16 protein-coding genes are annotated in these 19,119 nt (G+C 72.3%); 9 read left to right on the top strand and 7 right to left on the bottom strand.

Annotated features, from left to right (window positions below; genetic code table 11):
• Positions 1 to 239: 239 nt before the first annotated feature.
• Complete coding sequence (locus NAEX_RS03590) at positions 240 to 2,174, bottom strand: acetyl-CoA hydrolase/transferase C-terminal domain-containing protein (RefSeq protein ID WP_096326115.1); 1,935 nt, start codon at positions 2,172 to 2,174, stop codon at positions 240 to 242.
• Between the two features lie 265 nt (positions 2,175 to 2,439).
• Here NAEX_RS03590 and NAEX_RS03585 point away from each other — a divergent pair, with 265 nt between their 5' ends.
• From NAEX_RS03585 to NAEX_RS03565, 5 genes are all read left to right on the top strand, one after another.
• On the top strand, positions 2,440 to 3,024 hold the full coding sequence (locus NAEX_RS03585; RefSeq protein WP_096326114.1) for a hypothetical protein: 585 nt from the start codon (positions 2,440 to 2,442) through the stop codon (positions 3,022 to 3,024).
• A 205-nt stretch (positions 3,025 to 3,229) separates the two neighbouring features.
• Positions 3,230 to 4,441 carry an NHL repeat-containing protein gene (locus NAEX_RS03580; RefSeq protein ID WP_096326113.1) on the top strand — a complete coding sequence of 404 codons (1,212 nt, stop codon included), beginning with the start codon at positions 3,230 to 3,232 and terminating at the stop codon, positions 4,439 to 4,441.
• 342 nt (positions 4,442 to 4,783) lie between these two features.
• Positions 4,784 to 5,287 (top strand): VOC family protein, encoded by a 504-nt coding sequence (locus NAEX_RS03575; protein WP_096326112.1) that lies wholly within the window; start codon positions 4,784 to 4,786, stop codon positions 5,285 to 5,287.
• Positions 5,288 to 5,795: 508 nt separating this feature from the next.
• On the top strand, positions 5,796 to 6,044 hold the full coding sequence (locus NAEX_RS03570; protein WP_096326111.1) for a hypothetical protein: 249 nt from the start codon (positions 5,796 to 5,798) through the stop codon (positions 6,042 to 6,044).
• A 328-nt stretch (positions 6,045 to 6,372) separates the two neighbouring features.
• Entirely contained in the window at positions 6,373 to 8,013 is a 1,641-nt protein-coding gene (locus NAEX_RS03565) for an NAD(P)/FAD-dependent oxidoreductase (RefSeq protein ID WP_170135419.1), read from the top strand.
• A gap of 532 nt (positions 8,014 to 8,545) precedes the next feature.
• On the opposite strand, the gene NAEX_RS47240 is transcribed toward NAEX_RS03565, so the two are convergent.
• Positions 8,546 to 8,752, bottom strand: coding sequence for a hypothetical protein (locus NAEX_RS47240; RefSeq protein WP_143140432.1), 207 nt, complete (start codon positions 8,750 to 8,752; stop codon positions 8,546 to 8,548).
• 10 nt (positions 8,753 to 8,762) lie between these two features.
• Between NAEX_RS47240 and NAEX_RS03560 the strand changes: the two genes are divergently transcribed.
• Positions 8,763 to 9,116: a hypothetical protein gene (locus tag NAEX_RS03560; RefSeq protein WP_143140431.1), complete on the top strand. Its 354-nt coding sequence runs from the start codon at positions 8,763 to 8,765 to the stop codon at positions 9,114 to 9,116.
• A 51-nt stretch (positions 9,117 to 9,167) separates the two neighbouring features.
• Here the strand turns inward: NAEX_RS03560 and NAEX_RS03555 are convergent, their stop codons facing one another.
• Entirely contained in the window at positions 9,168 to 9,509 is a 342-nt protein-coding gene (locus tag NAEX_RS03555; RefSeq protein WP_096326108.1) for a hypothetical protein, read from the bottom strand.
• Positions 9,510 to 9,940: 431 nt separating this feature from the next.
• On the opposite strand from NAEX_RS03555, the gene NAEX_RS03550 reads away from it, so the two are divergent.
• Entirely contained in the window at positions 9,941 to 10,792 is an 852-nt protein-coding gene (locus NAEX_RS03550; RefSeq protein WP_096326107.1) for a helix-turn-helix transcriptional regulator, read from the top strand.
• Positions 10,793 to 10,955: 163 nt separating this feature from the next.
• The gene (locus NAEX_RS03545; protein ID WP_096326106.1) at positions 10,956 to 11,756 is read left to right on the top strand and encodes a PAS domain-containing protein; all 801 of its coding nucleotides are present in this window, start codon (positions 10,956 to 10,958) and stop codon (positions 11,754 to 11,756) included.
• 287 nt (positions 11,757 to 12,043) lie between these two features.
• Here the strand turns inward: NAEX_RS03545 and NAEX_RS03540 are convergent, their stop codons facing one another.
• Together NAEX_RS03540 and NAEX_RS03535 are read right to left on the bottom strand one after the other, a co-directional pair.
• Positions 12,044 to 12,703 (bottom strand): glutathione S-transferase family protein, encoded by a 660-nt coding sequence (locus NAEX_RS03540; RefSeq protein ID WP_177325901.1) that lies wholly within the window; start codon positions 12,701 to 12,703, stop codon positions 12,044 to 12,046.
• Between the two features lie 318 nt (positions 12,704 to 13,021).
• Entirely contained in the window at positions 13,022 to 14,677 is a 1,656-nt protein-coding gene (locus NAEX_RS03535) for a glycoside hydrolase 5 family protein (RefSeq protein WP_143140430.1), read from the bottom strand.
• A 430-nt stretch (positions 14,678 to 15,107) separates the two neighbouring features.
• Here NAEX_RS03535 and NAEX_RS03530 point away from each other — a divergent pair, with 430 nt between their 5' ends.
• Positions 15,108 to 15,674: a hypothetical protein gene (locus NAEX_RS03530; protein WP_143140429.1), complete on the top strand. Its 567-nt coding sequence runs from the start codon at positions 15,108 to 15,110 to the stop codon at positions 15,672 to 15,674.
• A gap of 485 nt (positions 15,675 to 16,159) precedes the next feature.
• Here the strand turns inward: NAEX_RS03530 and NAEX_RS03525 are convergent, their stop codons facing one another.
• On the bottom strand, positions 16,160 to 17,563 hold the full coding sequence (locus tag NAEX_RS03525) for an STAS domain-containing protein (protein ID WP_096326103.1): 1,404 nt from the start codon (positions 17,561 to 17,563) through the stop codon (positions 16,160 to 16,162).
• 86 nt (positions 17,564 to 17,649) lie between these two features.
• Positions 17,650 to 18,996 (bottom strand): STAS domain-containing protein, encoded by a 1,347-nt coding sequence (locus NAEX_RS03520; protein ID WP_096326102.1) that lies wholly within the window; start codon positions 18,994 to 18,996, stop codon positions 17,650 to 17,652.
• Positions 18,997 to 19,119: the final 123 nt, after the last annotated feature.

Genomic DNA, 19,119 nt, shown 5'->3' with positions numbered 1-19,119 from the left:
TCGGACAGGTGCGTCGCGGTTCGATATGTCGATGCGACATGTCGGAAAGGACAGAACATGTGCTCGGGCCGAGAGCCTGACGCATCGGGCATGTCACGACGGCGGGTACAACGTCGGCCGGGGCATCGCCCTACCTCAACGGACATGTCACGAAGGACAGGTATCGGCCGGGCCGGTGTCCTGTCTTATCGGACATGTCGTGGAGGACAAGGCCCGATCGGCCCGGGCTCGCCGCTCACTCACGCGGTCATGCGCAGCGCCAGGCCCAGGAGCCGCGACAGCAGCCACTCCTGCGCCCCTTGCGGGCGATCGAGCTGCATGCGCTGCAGCGCCTCGCCGTCCTCGGTCGCCGCGCCGGTCATCGCGCGCACGGCGATCTGCAGCTTGTGATCGGCGTGCGCCTTGAGCCACGCCAGCGCCTTCGCCAGCCGCTGCTCGACGGGCGTGAAGTCGCTGCCGAGCGGATAGTCGGGCAGGGCGCCGGCGGCCCGGTGCGGGGCCAGGCGCTCGCGCAGCGCCGCGGGAGTGTTCTCGGCCCAGCGCGCCGGGGCCTCGAAGCTCCGCCGCAGCTTCGCGTTCGCCTGCGCCGCGGCGACCAGCCCCGCCTGAAAGCGGGCGTCGGCGATCGCCGTCATCGCGACCGCGCAGTCCTCGTCGGCGCGGCCGCGCAGGTCGGCGACGCCGTACTCGCTGACGTAGACGTCGCGCAGGTGGCGGGGGATGGTGGTGTGCCCGTAGCTCCACACCACGTTGGAGGTGGTGCGGCCGCCGCTGTCGCGGGTGGCGCGGAGCATCAGGACCGAGCGCGCGTCGGGCAGCGCGTGGGCCATGGCGACGAAGTTGTACTGCCCGCCGACGCCGGAGACGACGCGACCGCCGTCGAGCGCGTCGGAGGTCGCGGCGCCGAGCGCGGTCGCCATCATGCAGGTGTTGAAGAAGCGGGCGTCGCGGCGCTGCAGCCGCTTGAGCGGCTCGTCGCGGCCGTCGAGGTCGTTGATCGCGCTGACGCGGCGCATGCCGATCGCGCGCCGCTCGTCGTCGGGCAGCTCGCGCAGCCACGCGTAGAACTCGGGCGAGCCGAGGTAGAACGCCCCGTGCAGGTACTCGCCCTCGCGCGCCAGCCGGGTCCGATCGTCGGCGTCGGCCGAGCCGTCCGCGAGGCGCCGCATCAACGCGAGGTCGTCGACGACCTTGCGCCGCACGACGCCGACCTGCACGAGGCGGCGAAAGCCCTCGTTGACCATCTCGCTGCAGCCGTACAGGCCGGCGGCGAACGGCGCGAGCGCGGGGTCGTCCGCGCGCGGCGAGCCGAGCGCGCGCAAGATCCGGCGGTAGGCCGCGTTGTCGGTGTGACGCAGCACGAGCGCGTGGCTCAGCGCGTCGGCCAGCGCGCCGATGCCGATCTGCAGGGTCCCGCCGTCGCGCACCAGCGTGCTGGCGTGGAAGCCGATCGCGTAGTCGGCGTCGCCGACCGGCTGGCGCGGCAGGCCGAACAGCGGCGGGTAGGGGCCCGGCGGGGTGACGACGAGGTCGAAGAATTCGCTCGGCACGGCCGCGCTGCCGCCGAGCCACGGCAGGGCCGGATCGACCTCCGCGACCAGCAGCGGGCGCGGCCCGCCGCGCGCGGCCACGGCGTCGAGCGCGTCGAGCGTGACGTCGGTGTTGCACGACAGCGACAGGCGCGTCGGTGCGGCCTCGCCGGGCTCGCGCGCGACCTTCTGCACGATCACGTTGAGCCCGCGCTCGGCCAGGGCGCGGGCGACGTGGGTGTAGTTGAGGCTGGTGTAGCGCCGCTGCGCCGCCGCCGAGCCGAGCAGCGCGCCGGATTGCAGGTAGAACTCCTCGACCTCGACGTGCGGCGGCAGTCTGTCGCGGCGCAGGTCCTCGACGTAGGCGAGGCGCGGGAAGTCCTCGCCGAAGTGACGGCGCACGAACGGGGCCAGAAAGCGCGCCTGCAGGCCGTCGCCGGGGTCGGGCGGGTCGAGCGAGAGGGCGGTGTAGAGGTGCAGCGGCCGCGCGGGGTCGGCGGCGATCTCGTGGTACAGCGCGTTGAGCAGCCGGTGCGGCTTGCCGAGGCCGAGCGGGGCGCCGACGTGGAGCGGGCCGGGCACGCGCGCGAGCAGGACGTCGACGGCGTCGTCGAGGGAGGCGAGGAACGTCGGCGCGGGTCGCATGGGGAGGAGCGTAGCGTCTTCGCCGGCCGCTGCCGCGTGCCGGCCGGCGAATTCGCCGAGGCGCCGTGGGAGCCGGCGATGGCTGCAAGGACGCGCGGTGGATGCTCGACGAGGCGAGCCGCGCCGAGCGGGCGCTGGCGGTGCTGCCGGCGATCGCGGCGCTGATGGAGCGGTACATCGAGCGCGGGCACGGGCGCGACGACAGGACGGTGATCGCCCGCGTCGCGGTGACGGAGCCGCGCGAGTCCGCTACGCTGCGAAACCCATGGACCCGGCCGCCTATCCCGTCCGCACTCCGCTCGCTTACTGGCTGGTCGTCGGCGTGCTGTTCGGGCTCGCGGCCGGGGCGGGCTACGTCTGCGCGCTCGCGCTGGCCCAGGGTGTGTATTCGTGGAAGATCGTCGGCCTCGGCGGCCTCGTCGTCGCGGCGCCGGTGATCTATTTTTTGACGACGGCGGAGTACCGCGCGCGCGGTGAAATTCGCGTCGGCACGGCGCACGTCGAGGTGCCCGACGGTCGCGGCGCGCCGGTCCGCTTCGCCAGCGCCGGGCTGCAGCTCACGTTCACCCGCGTGATCGTCCGCTACATGTTCACGGTGCTGCCGCTCGGCGAAGTGCCGCGCGGCGTGGTGATCGAGCTGCGCGAGGGGGCCAGGCGGCGCCGGATCTCGACGCTCGTCCTCGTCGACCCGCGGCAGGGCGAGGCGCTCGTCGCCGATCTCGAGCGCGTGCGGCGAGGTCTGCCGCCGGAGGGCCCGCGGGCGCAGGAGGAGCCGCCGTCACGTCGACCCGAGCGCCCGCGCGACGAGCACGAGGCGCAGCTCGACCGCGAGCTCGCGGCGATGGACTGACGCGGGCGCCACGGGCCCAAACTCGCGGCAGCGATCGCGCGGCGCGTCGGTGCGTGCGGCTCCGCCTGCGATTCGTCTCGCGCCGGTCGGGGTGCGAGCGCCTGCAAATGCGACCTTGCCCCGGTGCGGCGCAGGCGCACTCGCGGTCGCCCGTGCGGTGTTCGCGGCGTTGCGGCTCTCCGAGCGCCGGCGATACGCTGACGGGATGACCCGCTCCATCGGCTGGTTCGCGCTCGCGCTCGTCGTCGCCTGCGGCGGCAACGAATCGACTCCCACCACGGACACGGACACGGGCACGGGCGCGGGCCCGGGCACGGGCACCGAGACCGGCGGCGAGGCGATGGGCGGCAGCGTCCTCGTCCGCTACGACACCGCCGACCTCGGCGACGACTGCATGTTCGGGCGCTACGTCTCGCGGCTGATGGCCCCGAGCGACGACGAGGTCGTCGCCATCGGTTACGAGACACCGTGCGGCCACAACGACAACATCTGGCTCGGCCGAATCGCCGCGGCCGACGGTGCCCTGCTGGCCAGCTTCTCGCACAACGGCGTGCAGAACTTCCGGGACATCGGCTACGACGCCGCGCCGACCGGCGACGGGCGCTGGGCCGTCGTCGGCACCGTCGACTTCCAGAACTCCGTCCCCGAGAGCGGCGCGACCTGGTTCGGCGTGTTCGCCGGCGACGGCACGGAGAGTCCGTCGGTGGACCTCGCCGGCGACGCGCGCGACCTCGCCGTCGTCCCGGGCGGCTACGTCCTCGTCGCCCGCGCCGACCCCGACGCCACGGTGGTGATCGGCCTCGACGCCGCCGGCGCCGAGCGGTGGCGCACGACCCGCGAGTTCTCGATTCCGAGCGGGATCACGGCCGACGCCGCGGGCAACGTCTACGTCGCCGGCGTTCTCTCCGACCAGGCCCCGCCCGGCAAGCACGTCGCCCTCTTGTTCAAGGTCGATCCGTCCGGCGCCATCGCCTGGGAGCGCACCCACGACCCCGAGCCGAGCACAGATCAGGCGCCGAGCTACTTTGTCGACGTCGCCCTCGCTCCCGACGGCGCGATCGTCGTCGGCGGCTACGAGCGCCGGCCGGAGGCCGTCGACACCGGCCTGCTCCTCGTCCACGACCCGGGCGGCGAGCAGACGGCCCTGCACCGGCTCCCCGAGGGGTGCAGATCCGTCCGCGCCTTCGCCGTCGACCCGGGCAACGGCGACTTCGTCACCGTCTGCTTCGACCCCGACGGGATGAACGTGGTCATGAAGTTCTCGCCCGCCGGCGAGGAGCGCTGGCGAGCCGCGCTGGACACCGCCACGCCGCCGAGCACGATCGCCGTGGCCCCGAACGGCGCGATCTGGACCACGGTCGCGAGGTTCACGATGGAGGGCGAGCTGCGCGACGAGATCGTCGGGCTCGTCCCCTGAGCGCGCGTCGCTTCGCTCGTACGTCGAGCCGTCCCGACGAATCACGCGACTCGAGCGAATGCATGCGGCGCTGGCGGCAGGATTCCGGCGAGCGTCTGGTTGCGTGCATTCCAGTTCGTCCTCTCGATGTCGCCGGAGGGCGGCGGGCGAAATTGCGCATCGCGCTCGGCGGGTTCTGCCGGCGGACAGGGCCGCGAAAAAGTTCCTTCGGGTCCGAGGGTCGGCCGTGTCGAAAACGGCCCGGCGGAAACGACAGATGTCGTGAGCACGGCCGAGGTGCCGCCCAGGCAGGGCCGGGGTTCATCCCAACGTCGACACGGCACACATCACGAAGGAATCACCATGGCAGCCAAGATCAAGCAGCGGATCTCGACCTTCCTCTGGTTCGACCACCAGGCCGAGGAGGCGGCGAACTTCTACGCCTCGATCTTCCCCAACTCGAGCATCGACAAGATCACGCGCTACAGCCACGAGAGCAGCGTCCCCGGCATGCCGAAGCCGGGCTCGGTCATGACCGTGGGCTTCACCCTCGACGGCGTCGAGTTCGGCGCGCTCAACGGCGGTCCGCAGTTCAAGTTCACCGAGGCCATCTCGCTGGTCGTGCATTGCGAGTCGCAGGCCGAGGTCGACCATTACTGGGATCGGCTCGGCGAGGGCGGCGATCCGAAGGCGCAGCAGTGCGGCTGGCTCAAGGACAAGTTCGGCGTGTCGTGGCAGGTCGTGCCGGACGCGCTGTTCGAGGTGCTCGAGGACCCGGACCCGGAGCGGGCCAGGCGGGCCACCGCGGCGATGATGCAGATGAAAAAGATCGACATCGCCGCGCTGCGCAGGGCCGCGGCCGGCTGACCCGCGCCGGTCCGTGACCGACCGGCAGGTAGCGCCGGGCCATCGACGGAGCTCGCCTCGCGGCACGACGACGATGCCGCGGAGGCGCTGGCGAAGGCGACGCACCTGACCCGGCTGAAGAAGCGGAGCCTCCTGCAAACGGGCTTCGGGCTCGCGGGGGCGACACACCTCGCGTGCAACCCTCACCTCGCCGGCCTGCGCGAGCTGCTCGTCGATCGGAACCCGATCCTGGACGACGGCGCGGCCGCGTTCGTGTCGGCTCCGTGGCCCCGGCTGCGAAAGCTCGTCCTCGCTTCCACGGGGCGCACCGACGAGGGGGTGCGCGCCCTGGCCGCCGCGCCGCTGCTCGCCGGGCTCACCGCGCTCGATCTCGGCAGCGACGAGATCGGCGACGATGCCCTGCGCGCGCTCGCGCCCGGAGCTTGTTGGCGCATCCTCGCCCGTGCTCCGTGGTTTCGCCGTGGTCTTGTAGTCGGCTGCGAGGGCGCCTTCAGGGCGCCTCGTCTCCTTGCGGGAGCTGTGGGGCAACTTCACGCGGTTCAGCGCCGATGGCGTGGCCGCGCTCGCAGCAGCGCCGCGCCTCCGCCGGCTCGCCCGTCTGCACCTGACCTGCCAGGCGATCGAGTGGGAGCTCGGCCCGCTGGCCCGCGCGCCGTGGCTGAGCTCCCTGCAATGGCTCCGCTGCGGCGCCTGGGACGAGGACGCCCCGGCGCGGAGCGAATTGCACGCGGTCGCGCCGGACCTGCAGGTCCTCTGATGCACCGGTCGCGCGATCGCGCGACGCGGCGAGTGCCACGATTCGGTGACGCCGCAATCACGCAGGTGCGCGCGCGTCGGGCCCGGCGTACGGTCGGGTGGGTGTGGCGGCGATAGGCGGCGGCCTGGCGAGCGGCTCCGCGGCTGGCCGACGGCAGTGCGGTTACCGTCGGTGAGCGCCTGGGCGCCGGTCGCCTCTACCTCCTTGACGCCGCACGCCGCGTCCCGGAAGATTTCGCATTCTGTATGCTCCGATGCGGTGAACCGTGGCGCCCGGGACGATCTCGCTGCCACGATTCGCCGATTCGGTACATCTGGGGGGGAATCACGTGAATCACGAAACTTACGACGTAGCCATTCTCGGCGCGGGGATCGCCGGCTCGGTGCTGGCGGCGATCCTGGCCCGCCAGGGCTTTCGCGTGCTGCTGCTCGAGAAGGGCGCCCATCCACGCTTCGCCGTCGGCGAGGCCATGCAGCCCCAGAGCTCGATGTTGCTGTGGATCCTGGGCGAGCGCTTCGACGTGCCGGAGATCCAGCACCTGAGCTGTACGCAGAAGATCCTGCGCCACGTCACCCGCAACTGCGGCGTGAAGAAGACGTTCGGGTTCCTGTACCACGAGGCCGGCAAGCCGCAGGACCCGCAGCAGGCGCACCTGCTGATCCCGCCGCCGACGCCGCTGGCGTCCGAGAGCCACCTGTTCCGCGCCGACATCGACCACTACGTGGTGAAGGCGGCGATCCGCCACGGCGCGACCTACCGCGACCGCACCGACGTGGTCGACTTCACGCTCGGGGACGACGGCGTGGTCCTGCGCACCGCCGGCGACGAGGTGTTCCGCGCCCGCTTCCTGGTCGACGGCACCGGGCACAAGTCGCTGGTCGCCGAGCGGCTCGGGCTGCGGCCGAAAGATCCGCCGCTGCGCACCCAGTCGCGGACGATCTTCACCCACATGCGCGGGTTCCGGCGCTACGACGACCTGCTCGCCCCGCACGAGCGGCCGGGCCTGTCGCGCGGCTGGTACGAGGGCACGCTGCACCACATGATCGACGGCGGCTGGTTCTGGGTGATCCGCTTCGACAACGTGCCCGGCTCCGAGAGCGACCTGACCAGCATCGGCCTCACCCTCGACATGCGCAAATACCCGGAGCGCGGGATCCCGCCGGAGCAGGAGTTCTGGGAGGTCGTGAACCGCTACCCGAGCATCGCCCGTCACCTCGAGGGCGGCGTCGCGGTGCGGCCGTGGGTCGGCACGGGCCGGCTGCAGTTCACCGCGACCGACAGCGCCGGGCCGCGCTTCTTCCTGATGTCGCACGCCCACGGCTTCATCGACGCGCTGTACTCGCGCGGGATGATCAACACGTTCGAGACGATCCACGCGCTCGCGCCGCGGCTGATCCAGGCGCTGCGCGACGACGACTTCACGCTGTCGCGCTTCGACTACCCGCGGCGGCTGCAGGACGGGATGCTGCTCGACAACGACCGCATGGTCCACAACTCGTTCCGCTCGTTCGCCAATTTCGCGACCTGGAACGCGTTCTTGCGGGTGTGGCTCGCCAACATCATCTTCGGCGACCTGCGCATGTTCCGGGTGTGCATGAAGTACCTGGCGAGCGGCGACAAGGCCGAGTTCGCGGCCCTCGACGCCGACGCGGTGCCGCTGAGCCAGGCGCCCGGCGAGGACCCGCTCGAGGATCTGAGCCGCTTCACCGACGCGACCTTCGACCGCTGGGAGGCCGGCGAGCTGACCGCCGAGCAGGCCGCGGCCGCCGTGTTCGCGCAGCTCGGCCGCACCCCGCTGCCGCCGATCCACGCGTGGAGCGACCCCGCGGCGCACCACCTCGACCTGCTGCCGGAGAAGCTGGTCAAGATGGTCGACTGGGGCCAGACGGTGGCGCCGCGGCCGATGAACCGGTGGTTCGACTTCGACCTGGGGATGCTCGACCGCCTGCGCGCCGACGCGGCCGCGTGAGCGGCGACGCTCGACCGGGCTCGCGCCGCTTCGATGCGCTGTATCGAGGGACATGTCCGAAATGTTCGGGCATGTCCCTCGGTACGCTGTCTCCGGGGACATGTCCGAATGTTCTGACATGTCCTATGGGACATCTCACTCGCCGAGGCCGTAGCGCTTGATCTTGTCGTACAGCAGTGCGCGAGCTCGCCGGCTCGCCGCGCCCTCGCCCCCGGAGACGAGCCCTCGCCCGAGCCGCGCGGAGCGATGCGGACCGCGACCGCCATCGCCCCGGACTCTCGCATGTCGGCGATTGATCAATTGGCCGACCGGCCCGGGTCTCGACCCACTGACCCGATCCGTGATCGTCCGAGCCGCGCACGCACCGGTTCGAACACCGACAGCCATGCGAACGGCTCCCGCGGCCAGCCGCGCGGGCGAGAGCGGGCGGTGCGGCCCGTCGTCCTCGTTCGGCCGCACGCCCGCGCGCTCGCGGCCCGCGGCTCGCTTCGGCTCGCTGGCCGCGAAGCGCCGCGACCGCGTCGCGGTCATGTCATTCGCGGTCGACGCCTCGCGCGGACGCGGACGGCCGGCGGCGGTGCGGTTCGACGAGGGCGCAGGCCCGTGCGGTCGCGGCGGACGGCGACGAAATCTCGTGGCCGTCCGCTGGACGGCGAATGCCGCCCGGCCATATTCCCGGGGCCGACGCCATGGCGGCGGCGGCGAGAAATGAGGCGACCATGATGTTCGAGATGCTCATGAGTGCGTTCTTGATCGCGCTTCCCGTGCCCGGCGACGCCGATGAACTCGACGACGAGTTCACCGCGGAGCCCGGCGAATCGGCCGCGCCTGGCGACGAGTTCACCGAGGAGACCCAGCCGGCGGCGACCTACGAATGCGTGGTCCCGGACGAGAGCGGCGCCGAGACCTATTGGGAAACCGGAGGCGAGGTCCGGATCTACTGCCTGGCCTACTGCGAGGGCTTCTCCGACTACCGCAGGGCCTGGCGGCGCCCGGTCAACCCGGTCGACAAGCCGGACGGCTGGTGTCGCAGCAAGGCGAAGAAGTACTGCCACCGGTACAACCTCGACTACTACGATTCTTGCTACGGCGAGCGTTACTGACGCGCGCCGCCGCGAGACAGGGGGCCCGCGCTCCGGGTCGTCGCGCCCGCGTCACCGCGTCGCCGGCGATCGGCGCCGCGACCAGCGGCCGAGCGCGAGCCCGGCGACGAGCCCGACGACCAAGAGGCCGCCCGCGTCGGTGCGCGCGGCGGAACAGCCGCTGCCTTGCTCCTGCTTGCATACGTACGGGGCCAGATCCGCGGCGGAGATCTGCGTCATCCGCCCGACGTCGGCGACGTCGTAGACGCAGGTCTCGCCGCCCGGCAGCGCGCAGAACGACTCGGCCGGGCACTGCGTCAGGATCTTCTGCGGCGCCCCCTCGCCGCACTTGGCGCCGGCGCTGCGCAGGACTTGAAGGACGGTTTCGGGGTGCCGGGTCAGGACTTCAGGCATGGCCGCAACCATGGCCCCGACCCCCCGCGCCGCAAGCGAGGGGCCGGCCGGCCGCCGCCGCGGCCGCCGTCGAGGTTTATCAGAGCACATGTTACGAAGGACATGTATAAAAAAGCATGTCCTTCAGGGCATTGTCGTCGTCGTCCCGCGCCGCGGCGGTCCGTCGCGCGGCGCGAAACCAGGCGACGCCGGGCCGGGCCGGGCCGGCGTCCGTGCAGAGACCGTGAGTCCGCGGCCGGCGAGGTCGCCCGCGCTCGGGCCGGCGTCGATGCGCTCGCGATGCCGGCGCTCTGCCGCGCCGGGCTCACCGACGTGAGGACCGTCCGAGGCCGAGAGCCCGCATCCCTGTCGCGTCGCCGCCGCTGTTCGGCCCGCAGAACATCGGCTAGCATGCCGCCACCGTCCCCTACGATCATTGGGGCCGGCGCGGGATGAACCACGGGAGCGTGCGCATCGAGCGGATCGAGCGGGTCTTGCGCGTCATCGCCGAGGCGCGTGAATGCCAGCCGGCGGAGCGCCGGTCGCACCTCGTGCGCGGGCTGCTGCAGGTCATCGGCGGCCGCTTCGCCACGGTGTTGAACATCAGCGACTTCCGCGCCGGCGGCCTGGGCCGACCCTGCGACGTGCTCATCGCCGGCCTGGACGAGCCGCTCGAGCGGCTGTTCGCCGTCTATCGCGCGCAAGGGGTCGGCATGAACCCGGCGCTGGCCCGGTTGATGGAAAATCGACCGCTCGAGCAGGCCCACGTGCGAGTGGCGCCGCGGCGCCAGCTGGTCGACGACGCGGTCTGGTACCGCACGCCGTTCGTCGCCGAACAGCTGCGCGCCGCCGACACCGACGATGGGATCTGCGCGGTGCGCTACGGGGCCAGCGCCGGGCACGTGCGCGGCTTCGCGGTGGTGCGGGGCTGGGGGGAGCGCCCGTTCGAGCCCGAGGACGCGGCGCTCGTCCACGTGTTCACCGCCGCCGCCGACGGGCTGCTCGACGACGAGGCCCCCGTCCCACCCCGGCCGCAGCGGCCGCTCACGCCGCGCGAGGCGCGGGTGCTCGAGCTCCTGCTCGGCGGCCAGACCGAGAAGCAATTCGCCGAGCACCTCGGTCTCAGCATTCACACAATTCACCAGTACACCAAGGCCGTGTTCCGCGCCTTCGGAGTGTCGGGCCGCGCCGAGCTGATGGCCAAGTTCATCCCGGCCGGCTGCGCCGCGGGAGAGTCCGTCCGCCAGGCCCGCGGCGGCGGACGGCGCCCGCGGTCGCGACCGCGTCCCGACGCCGTTCAATGATGGCAGTCGACGCGGTCGCCGCGGTCGAGCAATCAGCGCACGTGGGTGCTAGGTTTCGCCCCGAGGGCCCGCCCTCGAGCGACCGCCGTCACGACAAAATCCTGGCGTAATGATTGCGCGGCCACGGGCGCCGACGGGGCCCGTCGCGTAGGCTGAGGCCCCGATGGCCAACACTTCGGCGGAGGAGCTGGAGCGCGCGCTCGTGGTCTTGCAAGCGACCGCGGACGCCTTGCCGTACAGCATGTTCTGGAAGGACATGTCGCTGCGTTACTACGGCTGCAACGTGCTGTTCGCCGCCCAGGCCGGCCTGGCGACGCCGGCGGAGATCTGCGGGCGCGACGACTTCGACATGCCGTGGCCGCGCGCGCAGGCGGAGAAGTTCCGGGCCGACGACCGCGAGGTGCTCACCACCGGGGTCGCCAAGCCGACGATCCTCGAGGTGCTGCGCGTCGACGGCGAGGACCGGTGGGTCGAGACGCACAAGGCCCCGCTGCGCGACCGCACGGGCGCGCTGCTCGGCGTGGTCGGGTGGTTCCACGACGTCACCGCGCGCAAGCTGGCGGAGGAGGAGACCGCGCGCGCCCACCAGGAGGCCCTGCAGGAGCTCGCCACGCCGCTCCTGCCGGTCGCCGACGGGGTGGTGGTGATGCCGCTGGTCGGCACGCTCGACGCCCACCGCGGGGCACAGGCCACGCAGACGCTGCTGGCCGGGGTGGCCGAGCACCGCGCCCACACGGCGATCCTCGACGTCACCGGGGTGCGCACGATCGACACGCACGTGATCGAGGGCATCGTCCGCGCCGCCCGCGGCGTCCGCCTGCTCGGGGCCGAGGCCGTGATCACCGGGATCCGCCCGCCCGTGGCCCAGGTGATCGCGGGGCTCGGGATCGACCTCGGAGCGATCGTCGCGCTCGCCGATCTCAAGGCCGGAGTGGCCCATGCGCTGCAGGCGCGGCGCGGTTGAGCCACGAGCGCATCTGTCGCTGAGGACATGCCTTCAAAGGCAGGTCAGGAGGTGACGGCGGCCGTTCGCTGCCGGCGCGGTCGGCCGGTCACACGGGTCGCACGGGGACATGCGTCGACAGCCGTGCCGGGAGGCCGGTGGATCGCGGCGGGCCGGGACGACATGTGCTTCAGGACAGGTGGCCCGCGTCGTTCGCACCCGCGCCGGGTGCTCCCGGCCCGCGTGGCCGACGCGACGCCCTCGCGAGCCCCGGCCGTGTTGCGCCGGGCCGGCTCGAGCCGCGCGCTTCAGCCCACGTTCTCGCGCGGGAAATGGTGCGCGTACGGCTGCGCCTCGACCAGCACGCGCGCGAACGACGGGCGCGCCTCGAGCCGCTCGAGGTAGGCGGTGAGCGCGGCGAGGCGGCCGCGCAGCGGGGCGATCTTGTCGGCGTAGTGCAGGGCCGGGGCGGCGGCGCAGTCGGCCAGGCCGAAGTCGCCGGCGGCCCACTGGCGGCTCTGCATGCGGGCCTCCAGCACGCCGTAGGCGGCGTCCAGCGTGCGCCGCGCCTCGGCCACGCCGAACGGGTCGCGGCCGTCGGCCGGGCGGATCCGGTCCCCGACGATCTTCTGCATCGGCGACATCACGTAGAGGTCGAAGAAGCGGTCCCAGGCGCGGACCTCGAGCGCCGCCTCGGCGTCGGCCGGGAGCATGCGGTGCGCCGGCGCGGCGTAGCGGTCGAGGTATTCGACGATGACGCTGGTCTCGGGGACGGTGCGCCCGGCCGTGGCGTCGACCAGGACGGGCATCTTGCCCATCGGCCACAGCGCGTAGAAGTCGGCCCGCGCCCGCGGATCGGCGAGGTCGAGGTGCTGGTAGGTGAAGGCGGTGCCGGCCTCGTAGAGGGCGATCAGGACCTTCCAGCAATAGGAGGACAGGGGATGGGCGTGCAGCGTCAGGTCGGGCATGGGGGAGCCGTCTCCGCGAGGGATCGCGGGCGGCCACGACTAACACGCCCTCCGCGAGTGTCAACGACGATGCCGCCGCCGGCCGCGGCTGCACGCGGCGCAACCCGATAGGAACCGTCGCAGCCACGCGCGGGCTTCGGCGGTCGCGGGTCCGCGCGTCGTTCGCGGGCGCCCGGGCGTCCCCGCGACGCCGACAGGGCGCTGCACGACGGCGCGTGGCCCCGGCGCTCGCGCCTTCAGACATGACCGGGAGAACATGCCTGAAAGGACAAGTTTGAAGGGACATGCCTTTCAGCGCATGTCCCGAAAGTCACGCCGTCACTGCTCGACGAGGATCACCGGCGAGGCGGTGAGGTCGAGGCCGAGGAGCCCGCCCTCGGGGGCCAGCGGGGTGGCGGTGCCGGTCTGGCTGAAGTCCCACGCGTGCAGGTCGAAGCTCTTGTCGGTCGGCAGGTCGAAGTGGGCCTGCGCCGACTCGTCGGTGCCGAGCGCGTAGGCCCAGGCGACGATCGCCTGGCGGTCGTCGGGCAGGCGGAACGCGTAGGCGCGCACGTCCGCGGGCGCGCCGAGAGCCGCGGTCGCGGGCGGGTCGGCGCGCGAGTCGGCCAGCAAGGTGTTGAGGGTCCTGGCGGCGACGCCCGTGACCGAGGGCACCGCGTCCTCCTTGGCGCCGAGGTCCTTGATGTCCTGATAGAGGCCCATCTCGCCGAACGGGTCGCCGGGGTCGCCGTCGCTGAGGATGAACCAGTCGGCGCCGACGAACTTCTCGGCCTGGGCCCGCGCGAACACCTTGACATAAAAGTTGCGCGCGTACTCGACGCCGCCGGGCTGGCCGTTCAGGGCGGTCTTCGGCGCGCCGACCTCGGTGACGTTGTAGGGCCGCTCGGGCACGCCGGCGGCCGCCATCTTGGCGGCGAAGGCGTCGCGCGAGGCGAAGAAGCCGTCGGCGCCGGCGTCCGAATTGCCGGGGGTCCACAGCGGGTAATAATGATAGTTGAGGATGTCGAAGTAGGCCGCCCCGGTCTCGGGGAACTCGGCGGTGACGGTGCCGCCGTCGGGGTTGTCGGTGTAGCGCAGCAGGGCGTCGAGGAAGTTGGGGTAGCCGATCCCGCCGAGGGCGATCTTGGCGTCCGGATCGGCCAACAGCGCCGCCTCCTTGCTGACCCGCAGCATGCGCACGTAGTCGAAGATCGAGCCGCCGAACCGCACGAGCTGCTCCTTGGTCGGCGGGTCGGTGTCCCACGTCTCGGTGTAATTCCAGTCGGCGACCCAGTCGGGCTCGTTCCAGATCTCCCACATATCGACGTGGTCCTTGTACGTGCTGACGGTCTTGTACACGTATTCGGCCCAGTAGTTGTCGGGGTTGATCTTGCCGTCGACGACCGCCGGCTCGTACAGGTTCTTCGGGATCCAGTGGGCCAGCTCCCAGTCGGGCGTGCCGTTGGGCGCGGTCGAGTGCTCGGCGATCGGCGAGGTCAAGAAGGCGATGTGCCGGTCGAGGCCCATGTCGGCGTAGGCGGCGATGTCGGCGACCTCGATGTCGTAGCCCCAGGTGACGAGGTGCCGCTCCGGCAGCGAGACCCGGATGCTGTTGCAGCCGACCTGTCCCGCGAGCCAGGCGCCGTCCGGGTCGCTGAAGCCCGGGTTGCGCACGCCGATGTTGATCCCGCGGCGGAACGGGCCGCCGAGCTCGTTCGGGTCGGGCGGGTCGCCGGTGGTGCCGTCGGTGGTGGTGACCGGCGGGGTGGTGTCGCTCGACTCGCTGGTGCCGTCGGTGCCGGTCGGTACGGTCGGCCCGCCGGTGGTCGGCGGCTCGTCGGTGGTGGTGCCAGGCGTGTCTCCGGTCGACGGCCCGCCGCTCATCGTCGCCGCCGCGCCGGTCCCGTCGGTCGTGTCGGTGTCCCCGCCGCCCCCGCCGTTGCACGCCAGGATGCAAGCCACTGGCGCCCCCCGAAGCCATGCCGTACGTCGCATGCGCCGATCCAAACACAAAACCCCGGCGCTGTCGCCCGTGGACGCCCGCGGCCCGGATCGTCGATTTACGGGCCGCAGGAGCCCGGGCGAGGCGTCTCGGCGAATCCCTCAGCGCGTGTGCGGACGCCGAGGTCGTGGAGCCTCAGTCGATTTCGCGCCTGTGAGTAATGGCGAGAGTCGAAGGAGACGGAATCGTCAATCGCGGCCAAGCCGACCGCGAGCGACGTCCGCCTATTCGTAAAGTCGAGCCAACGCCACGGCCGCGGAACGACGACAATGCGCGTCGCGCTGTCTCGAAGGGTGGGCGCCGCGCGCGCCGGGCGGTCGGGGCCGCAGGGCTGGGCGCGAACCACCAGAGTCGCGCGGAGAAAAATGCTGCGTCGAACAATTGCTTCGTCGCGGGCGGTCACTGGAAAGTCGAGGAGATGCCATGTTGAATCTTACCCTGTCCGACAAGTCGACCTTTTCGTGTTCTCTGTCCGGCCTCGGCCGCGCGCTGCGAGCCCTGGTGCCGCTATTGGCCCTGTCTGCCGCGGCCTGTGACGATATGGACGATGTTCCCCACGACGCCGAGCTCGAAGCGCCGGCCGCCCCGGACGAGCTGGAGCTCGTCGCCGAGGCCCCGGAGGCCGAGGAGGCCGCGCAGCCGGAGGAGGGCGACGATTCGCCCGGCATGGACGGCCCGGACGAGCTGCAAGCAGCGCCCTCCGACCCGGTCGCGGCGAAGCACCCGATGTGCTGCGAGATCGTGTACGGCAGCGACCCCTTCGACGTCAAAGTCTTCCTGGACAACCCGGGCCCCATCATCCTGTCGGATTGCAGCAGCATCAACGCCGGATACTTCCCGATCAAGTACAAGGTCTATCACTATTACGGCATCCCCGCGCCGTACAGCGGCGTGACCGGCCCGCTCCCGCTCGGCACGGCGCGGGAGATCCCGCTGTCGTACAGCGGGGCGCCGGGCGCCATGAGCTGCGAGGCGTGGTTCGAGACCTGATTCGCAGGAGCCGGGCCGGACCGGCGCGAGCGCTTTGCATCGCGTCGGTGGGTCGCCGACCGTGATGACGCCTCGGCGTGGCTCCGGCGGGTCGCGCGGACCTGCGTCGGAGCGGCATTGCGAGCAATGTCCCGACTCCAAGGGCCGCGGTCTCATGCACCGGCGCCAGGCCGACCCGTCGTGAGGCCGTCGCCGTTCCCGGCGGCGGGCGCTCGCGGGCCCCGAGAAGCGTTCGCAACGGGGCTCATCGCGCGGTGCGGCGGACGTATCATCAGATCATCGATGCGCGGTCCGGAGCGGCCGTTCAGGAGCGCAAAAGACCGGCGGAAGAATTCGGCGGAGCGCCACGCGCTCCTGCGATTCGGCCAGGAGCACGCCGGCGAGCCTCCGAACATCGTGCGGGACCTGCAGAGGTCGGGGAAATGCCGCGACGAGGCGAGCGCCATCCTCGACGCGGCCCGGGCGCCTCGGGCCGGCGCGCGACGTCAGCGGCGCGTCGCCTGGCGGGTCGCGTGGGCGATGCCTTCCTGCAGGGTCGACAGCGTGATCACGCCGCGGAGGTCGACGTCGAGGCCGACGAGGGTGCGGGCGACGTCGGGGCGGATGCCGGTGAGGATCGGCTCGACGCCGAGGAGGCGCACGGCCGCGGCGGCGCGCAGGAGGGCGCCGGCGACGGCGGTGTCGGCGTGCGGGACGCCGGTGACGTCGAGGATCGCGTGGCGGGCCTTGCGGGCGGCGCAGCCGGCCAGCAGGACCTCGATGATCTGGTCGGCGCGGGCGCCGTCGAGGGTGCCGACGATCGGCATGGCCACCACGTCGTCGCCGAGCGGGATCAGCGGGGTCGAGCGCTCGGCCAGCGCCTGGGCCTGGGTCCGGATCAGCTCGTCGCGGATCTGCGTGCGCTCGGCCTCGGCCCGGTTGCGCTCGGTGACGTCGAGGTAGACGACCACCGCGGCGAACATCTCGCCGCTCTCGTCGCGCACCGGGGCCGCCTGCAGCTCGAGGGTGACGATGCCGCCGCCCTCGCCCTGGCTGACGACGTCGACGACGCCGGCGTGCGGCTCGCCGGTGGCGAGGGTGCGGTAGAGCGGCAGCTCGGTGAACGGGACGGGGTCGCGCGTGCCGGGCCGGTAGATGGTGAAGGCCTCGTAGTAGACCTTCCCCCCGTCCTCGATCCGGCTCCGGCCCATGGTCTCGACGCCGATCTGGTTGGCGAGCAGCGGCTTGTGGGTGCCGGCCTCGGCCAGGTAGACGCCGACCGGCAGGTTCTCGAGCACCGCCGTCAACATCCGCCGCTGGCGCTCGGCCTGCCGCAGCGACTCCTCGCGCTCGGCCAGCAGGCGGCGGCTGGCGAGGAACGAGGCGAGCCCGAAGGACAGGGTCTTGAGGACAGATCGCTCCTCGCCGGTGAACGCCCGCGGGGCGCGGAAGTGGAGCACGACGACGCCGATCACCCGGCCGACGGCCTCGCTGTGCAGCGGCAGCATGGCCTGGGCGCGGATGCCGTGGCCGGTGATGAATTCGCGGTAGACGGCGTCGCAGCGCGGGTCGGTGGCGATGTCCTCGAGCAGCACCGGCGCGGTCTGGTCGTACCAGAGCTGCGAGATCGAGAGGTGGGAGCGGAGGTCGATGTCGGCCTCGGGGGGCGGCACGAGGCCGGCGCCCTCGAACCACTGGGCGACCGGGCGGGCGAGGATCGGGACGCCGTCCTCGAACTCGGTGGTGAGGTGGAGGTTGATGGCGAACGGGCCGAGCGGGCGGAGGTAGACGAGCGCCGCCTCGAGCAGCTCGACCTCGCTGCGCGCCTCGGCGAGCCCGGTGAAGACGGTGGCGAGGATCTGCGCGGTCGAGGCGGACAGCTCGACCGGGGGGGCGTCGACGTGGGTCATACGAGATGGCGAGAGGGCGAGGGTAGCCCGGCTCGCGACGGCGTTCACAGGTCCGCGCGCGCACGGGTTGCGCGCCTGCGCGCGGCTCAGTGCCGGCGCTGGCCGGTGGCGTGGAAGATGCCGTCTTGCAGGGTCGAGAGGGTGACGAGGCCCTTGAGGTCGACGTGGAGGGCGACCAGCGCGCGGGCGACGTCGGGGCGGATGCCGGTGAGGATCGGCTCGACGCCGAGGAGGCGCACGGCCGCGGCGGCACGCAGGAGGGCGCCGGCCACGGCGGTGTCGGCGTGCGGGACACCGGTGACGTCGAGGATCGCGACCCGGGCCTTGCGGGCGGCGCAGCCGGCCAGCAGGACCTCGACGATCTGGTCGGCCCGCTCGCGGTCGAGGGTGCCGACGATCGGCATGGCGACGACGCCGTCGCCCAGCGGCACGAGCGGGGTGGAGCGCTCGGCCAGCGCCTGCGCCTGGGCCCGGATCAGCTCGTCGCGATAGGCGGTCCGCTCGGCCTCGACGCGGTTGCGCTCGGTGACGTCGCTGAAGGCGACGACGGCCGCGAACATGGCGCCGTCGCCGTCGCGGAGCGGCGCGGCCGAGACCTCGATCGAGATCCGGTCGCCGCCGGGGCGAAGGATGTCCATCGCGCCCTGGCTCGGCTCACCGCTCGTGAGCGTCTGGACCAGCGGCAGATCCTCGGCGGGCATGACCTCGTCGGAGCCGACCCGCATGCACTGATAGACCTCCTGGTAGTTGTCCGTGCGCGCGTTGGGGTCGACGCCGCGGCCGAGCATCTCGACGCCGCGGTGATTGACGAGCAGGACCTTGCCGGTGCCGGCCTCGGCGAGGAAGACGCCGACGGGCAAGTGATCGAGGATGGTGTGGAGGGTGGTGCGCTCGCGCTCGAGGGCGCGGAGGGCCTCGCGCTGGCGGAGGAGGTGACGCCGGGCGACGAGGAAGGTGGCGAGGCCGTTGGCGATCACGACGAGCGCGTCGCGTTCGTCGGCGCCGAACTGGCGCGGCTCGGCGAAGTCGAGGCGCACGGCGCCGACGACGTCCAGGACGTCGCAGCGCAGCGGCACGATCGCGGTGGCCGCGACGCCCGCGGCCTGCAGCGCGCCGCGAGCCGCGTCGCAGCGCGGGTCGGTCGCGACGTCGGCGACGTACACGGGGCCCTGGCGCCAGCGCAGCTCCTGCGCGTCGAGGGCAGGCCCCGCGTCCAGGGGGGCGCGTCCCTCGGGGGCCCAGCGCGCCAGACGACCGCCGCCGTCGTCGAGCAGCTCGACGCCGGATGGTGCAAGTGCACGGAAAAGCGGGCCGCATGCCGTCAGTAACTCGAGTTCGCTGCCGGCACGGGTGAGCCCGGTGAAGACTTGCGCCAGCGCGGCCTCGAGGACGGGGGATGTTGGAGAGACGCTGTCGACGGAGCTGGGGGCCATGAGACCTCGGGTAGTTCCCGGGGTGAGGCTCCCATGGATCCACCGTGTCCGGATCGGCTAATTTCGCGCGATTGGCGCGATTCCGCGCGTTGCGCCCGGCGACCCGATGCGCGACGGTGCGCC

Source organism: Nannocystis exedens, from assembly GCF_002343915.1.
Taxonomy (GTDB): domain Bacteria; phylum Myxococcota_A; class Polyangia; order Nannocystales; family Nannocystaceae; genus Nannocystis; species Nannocystis exedens.
The sequence above is the reverse complement of the archived record's forward strand: the minus strand, read 5'-3'. Positions and strand labels throughout refer to the sequence as shown.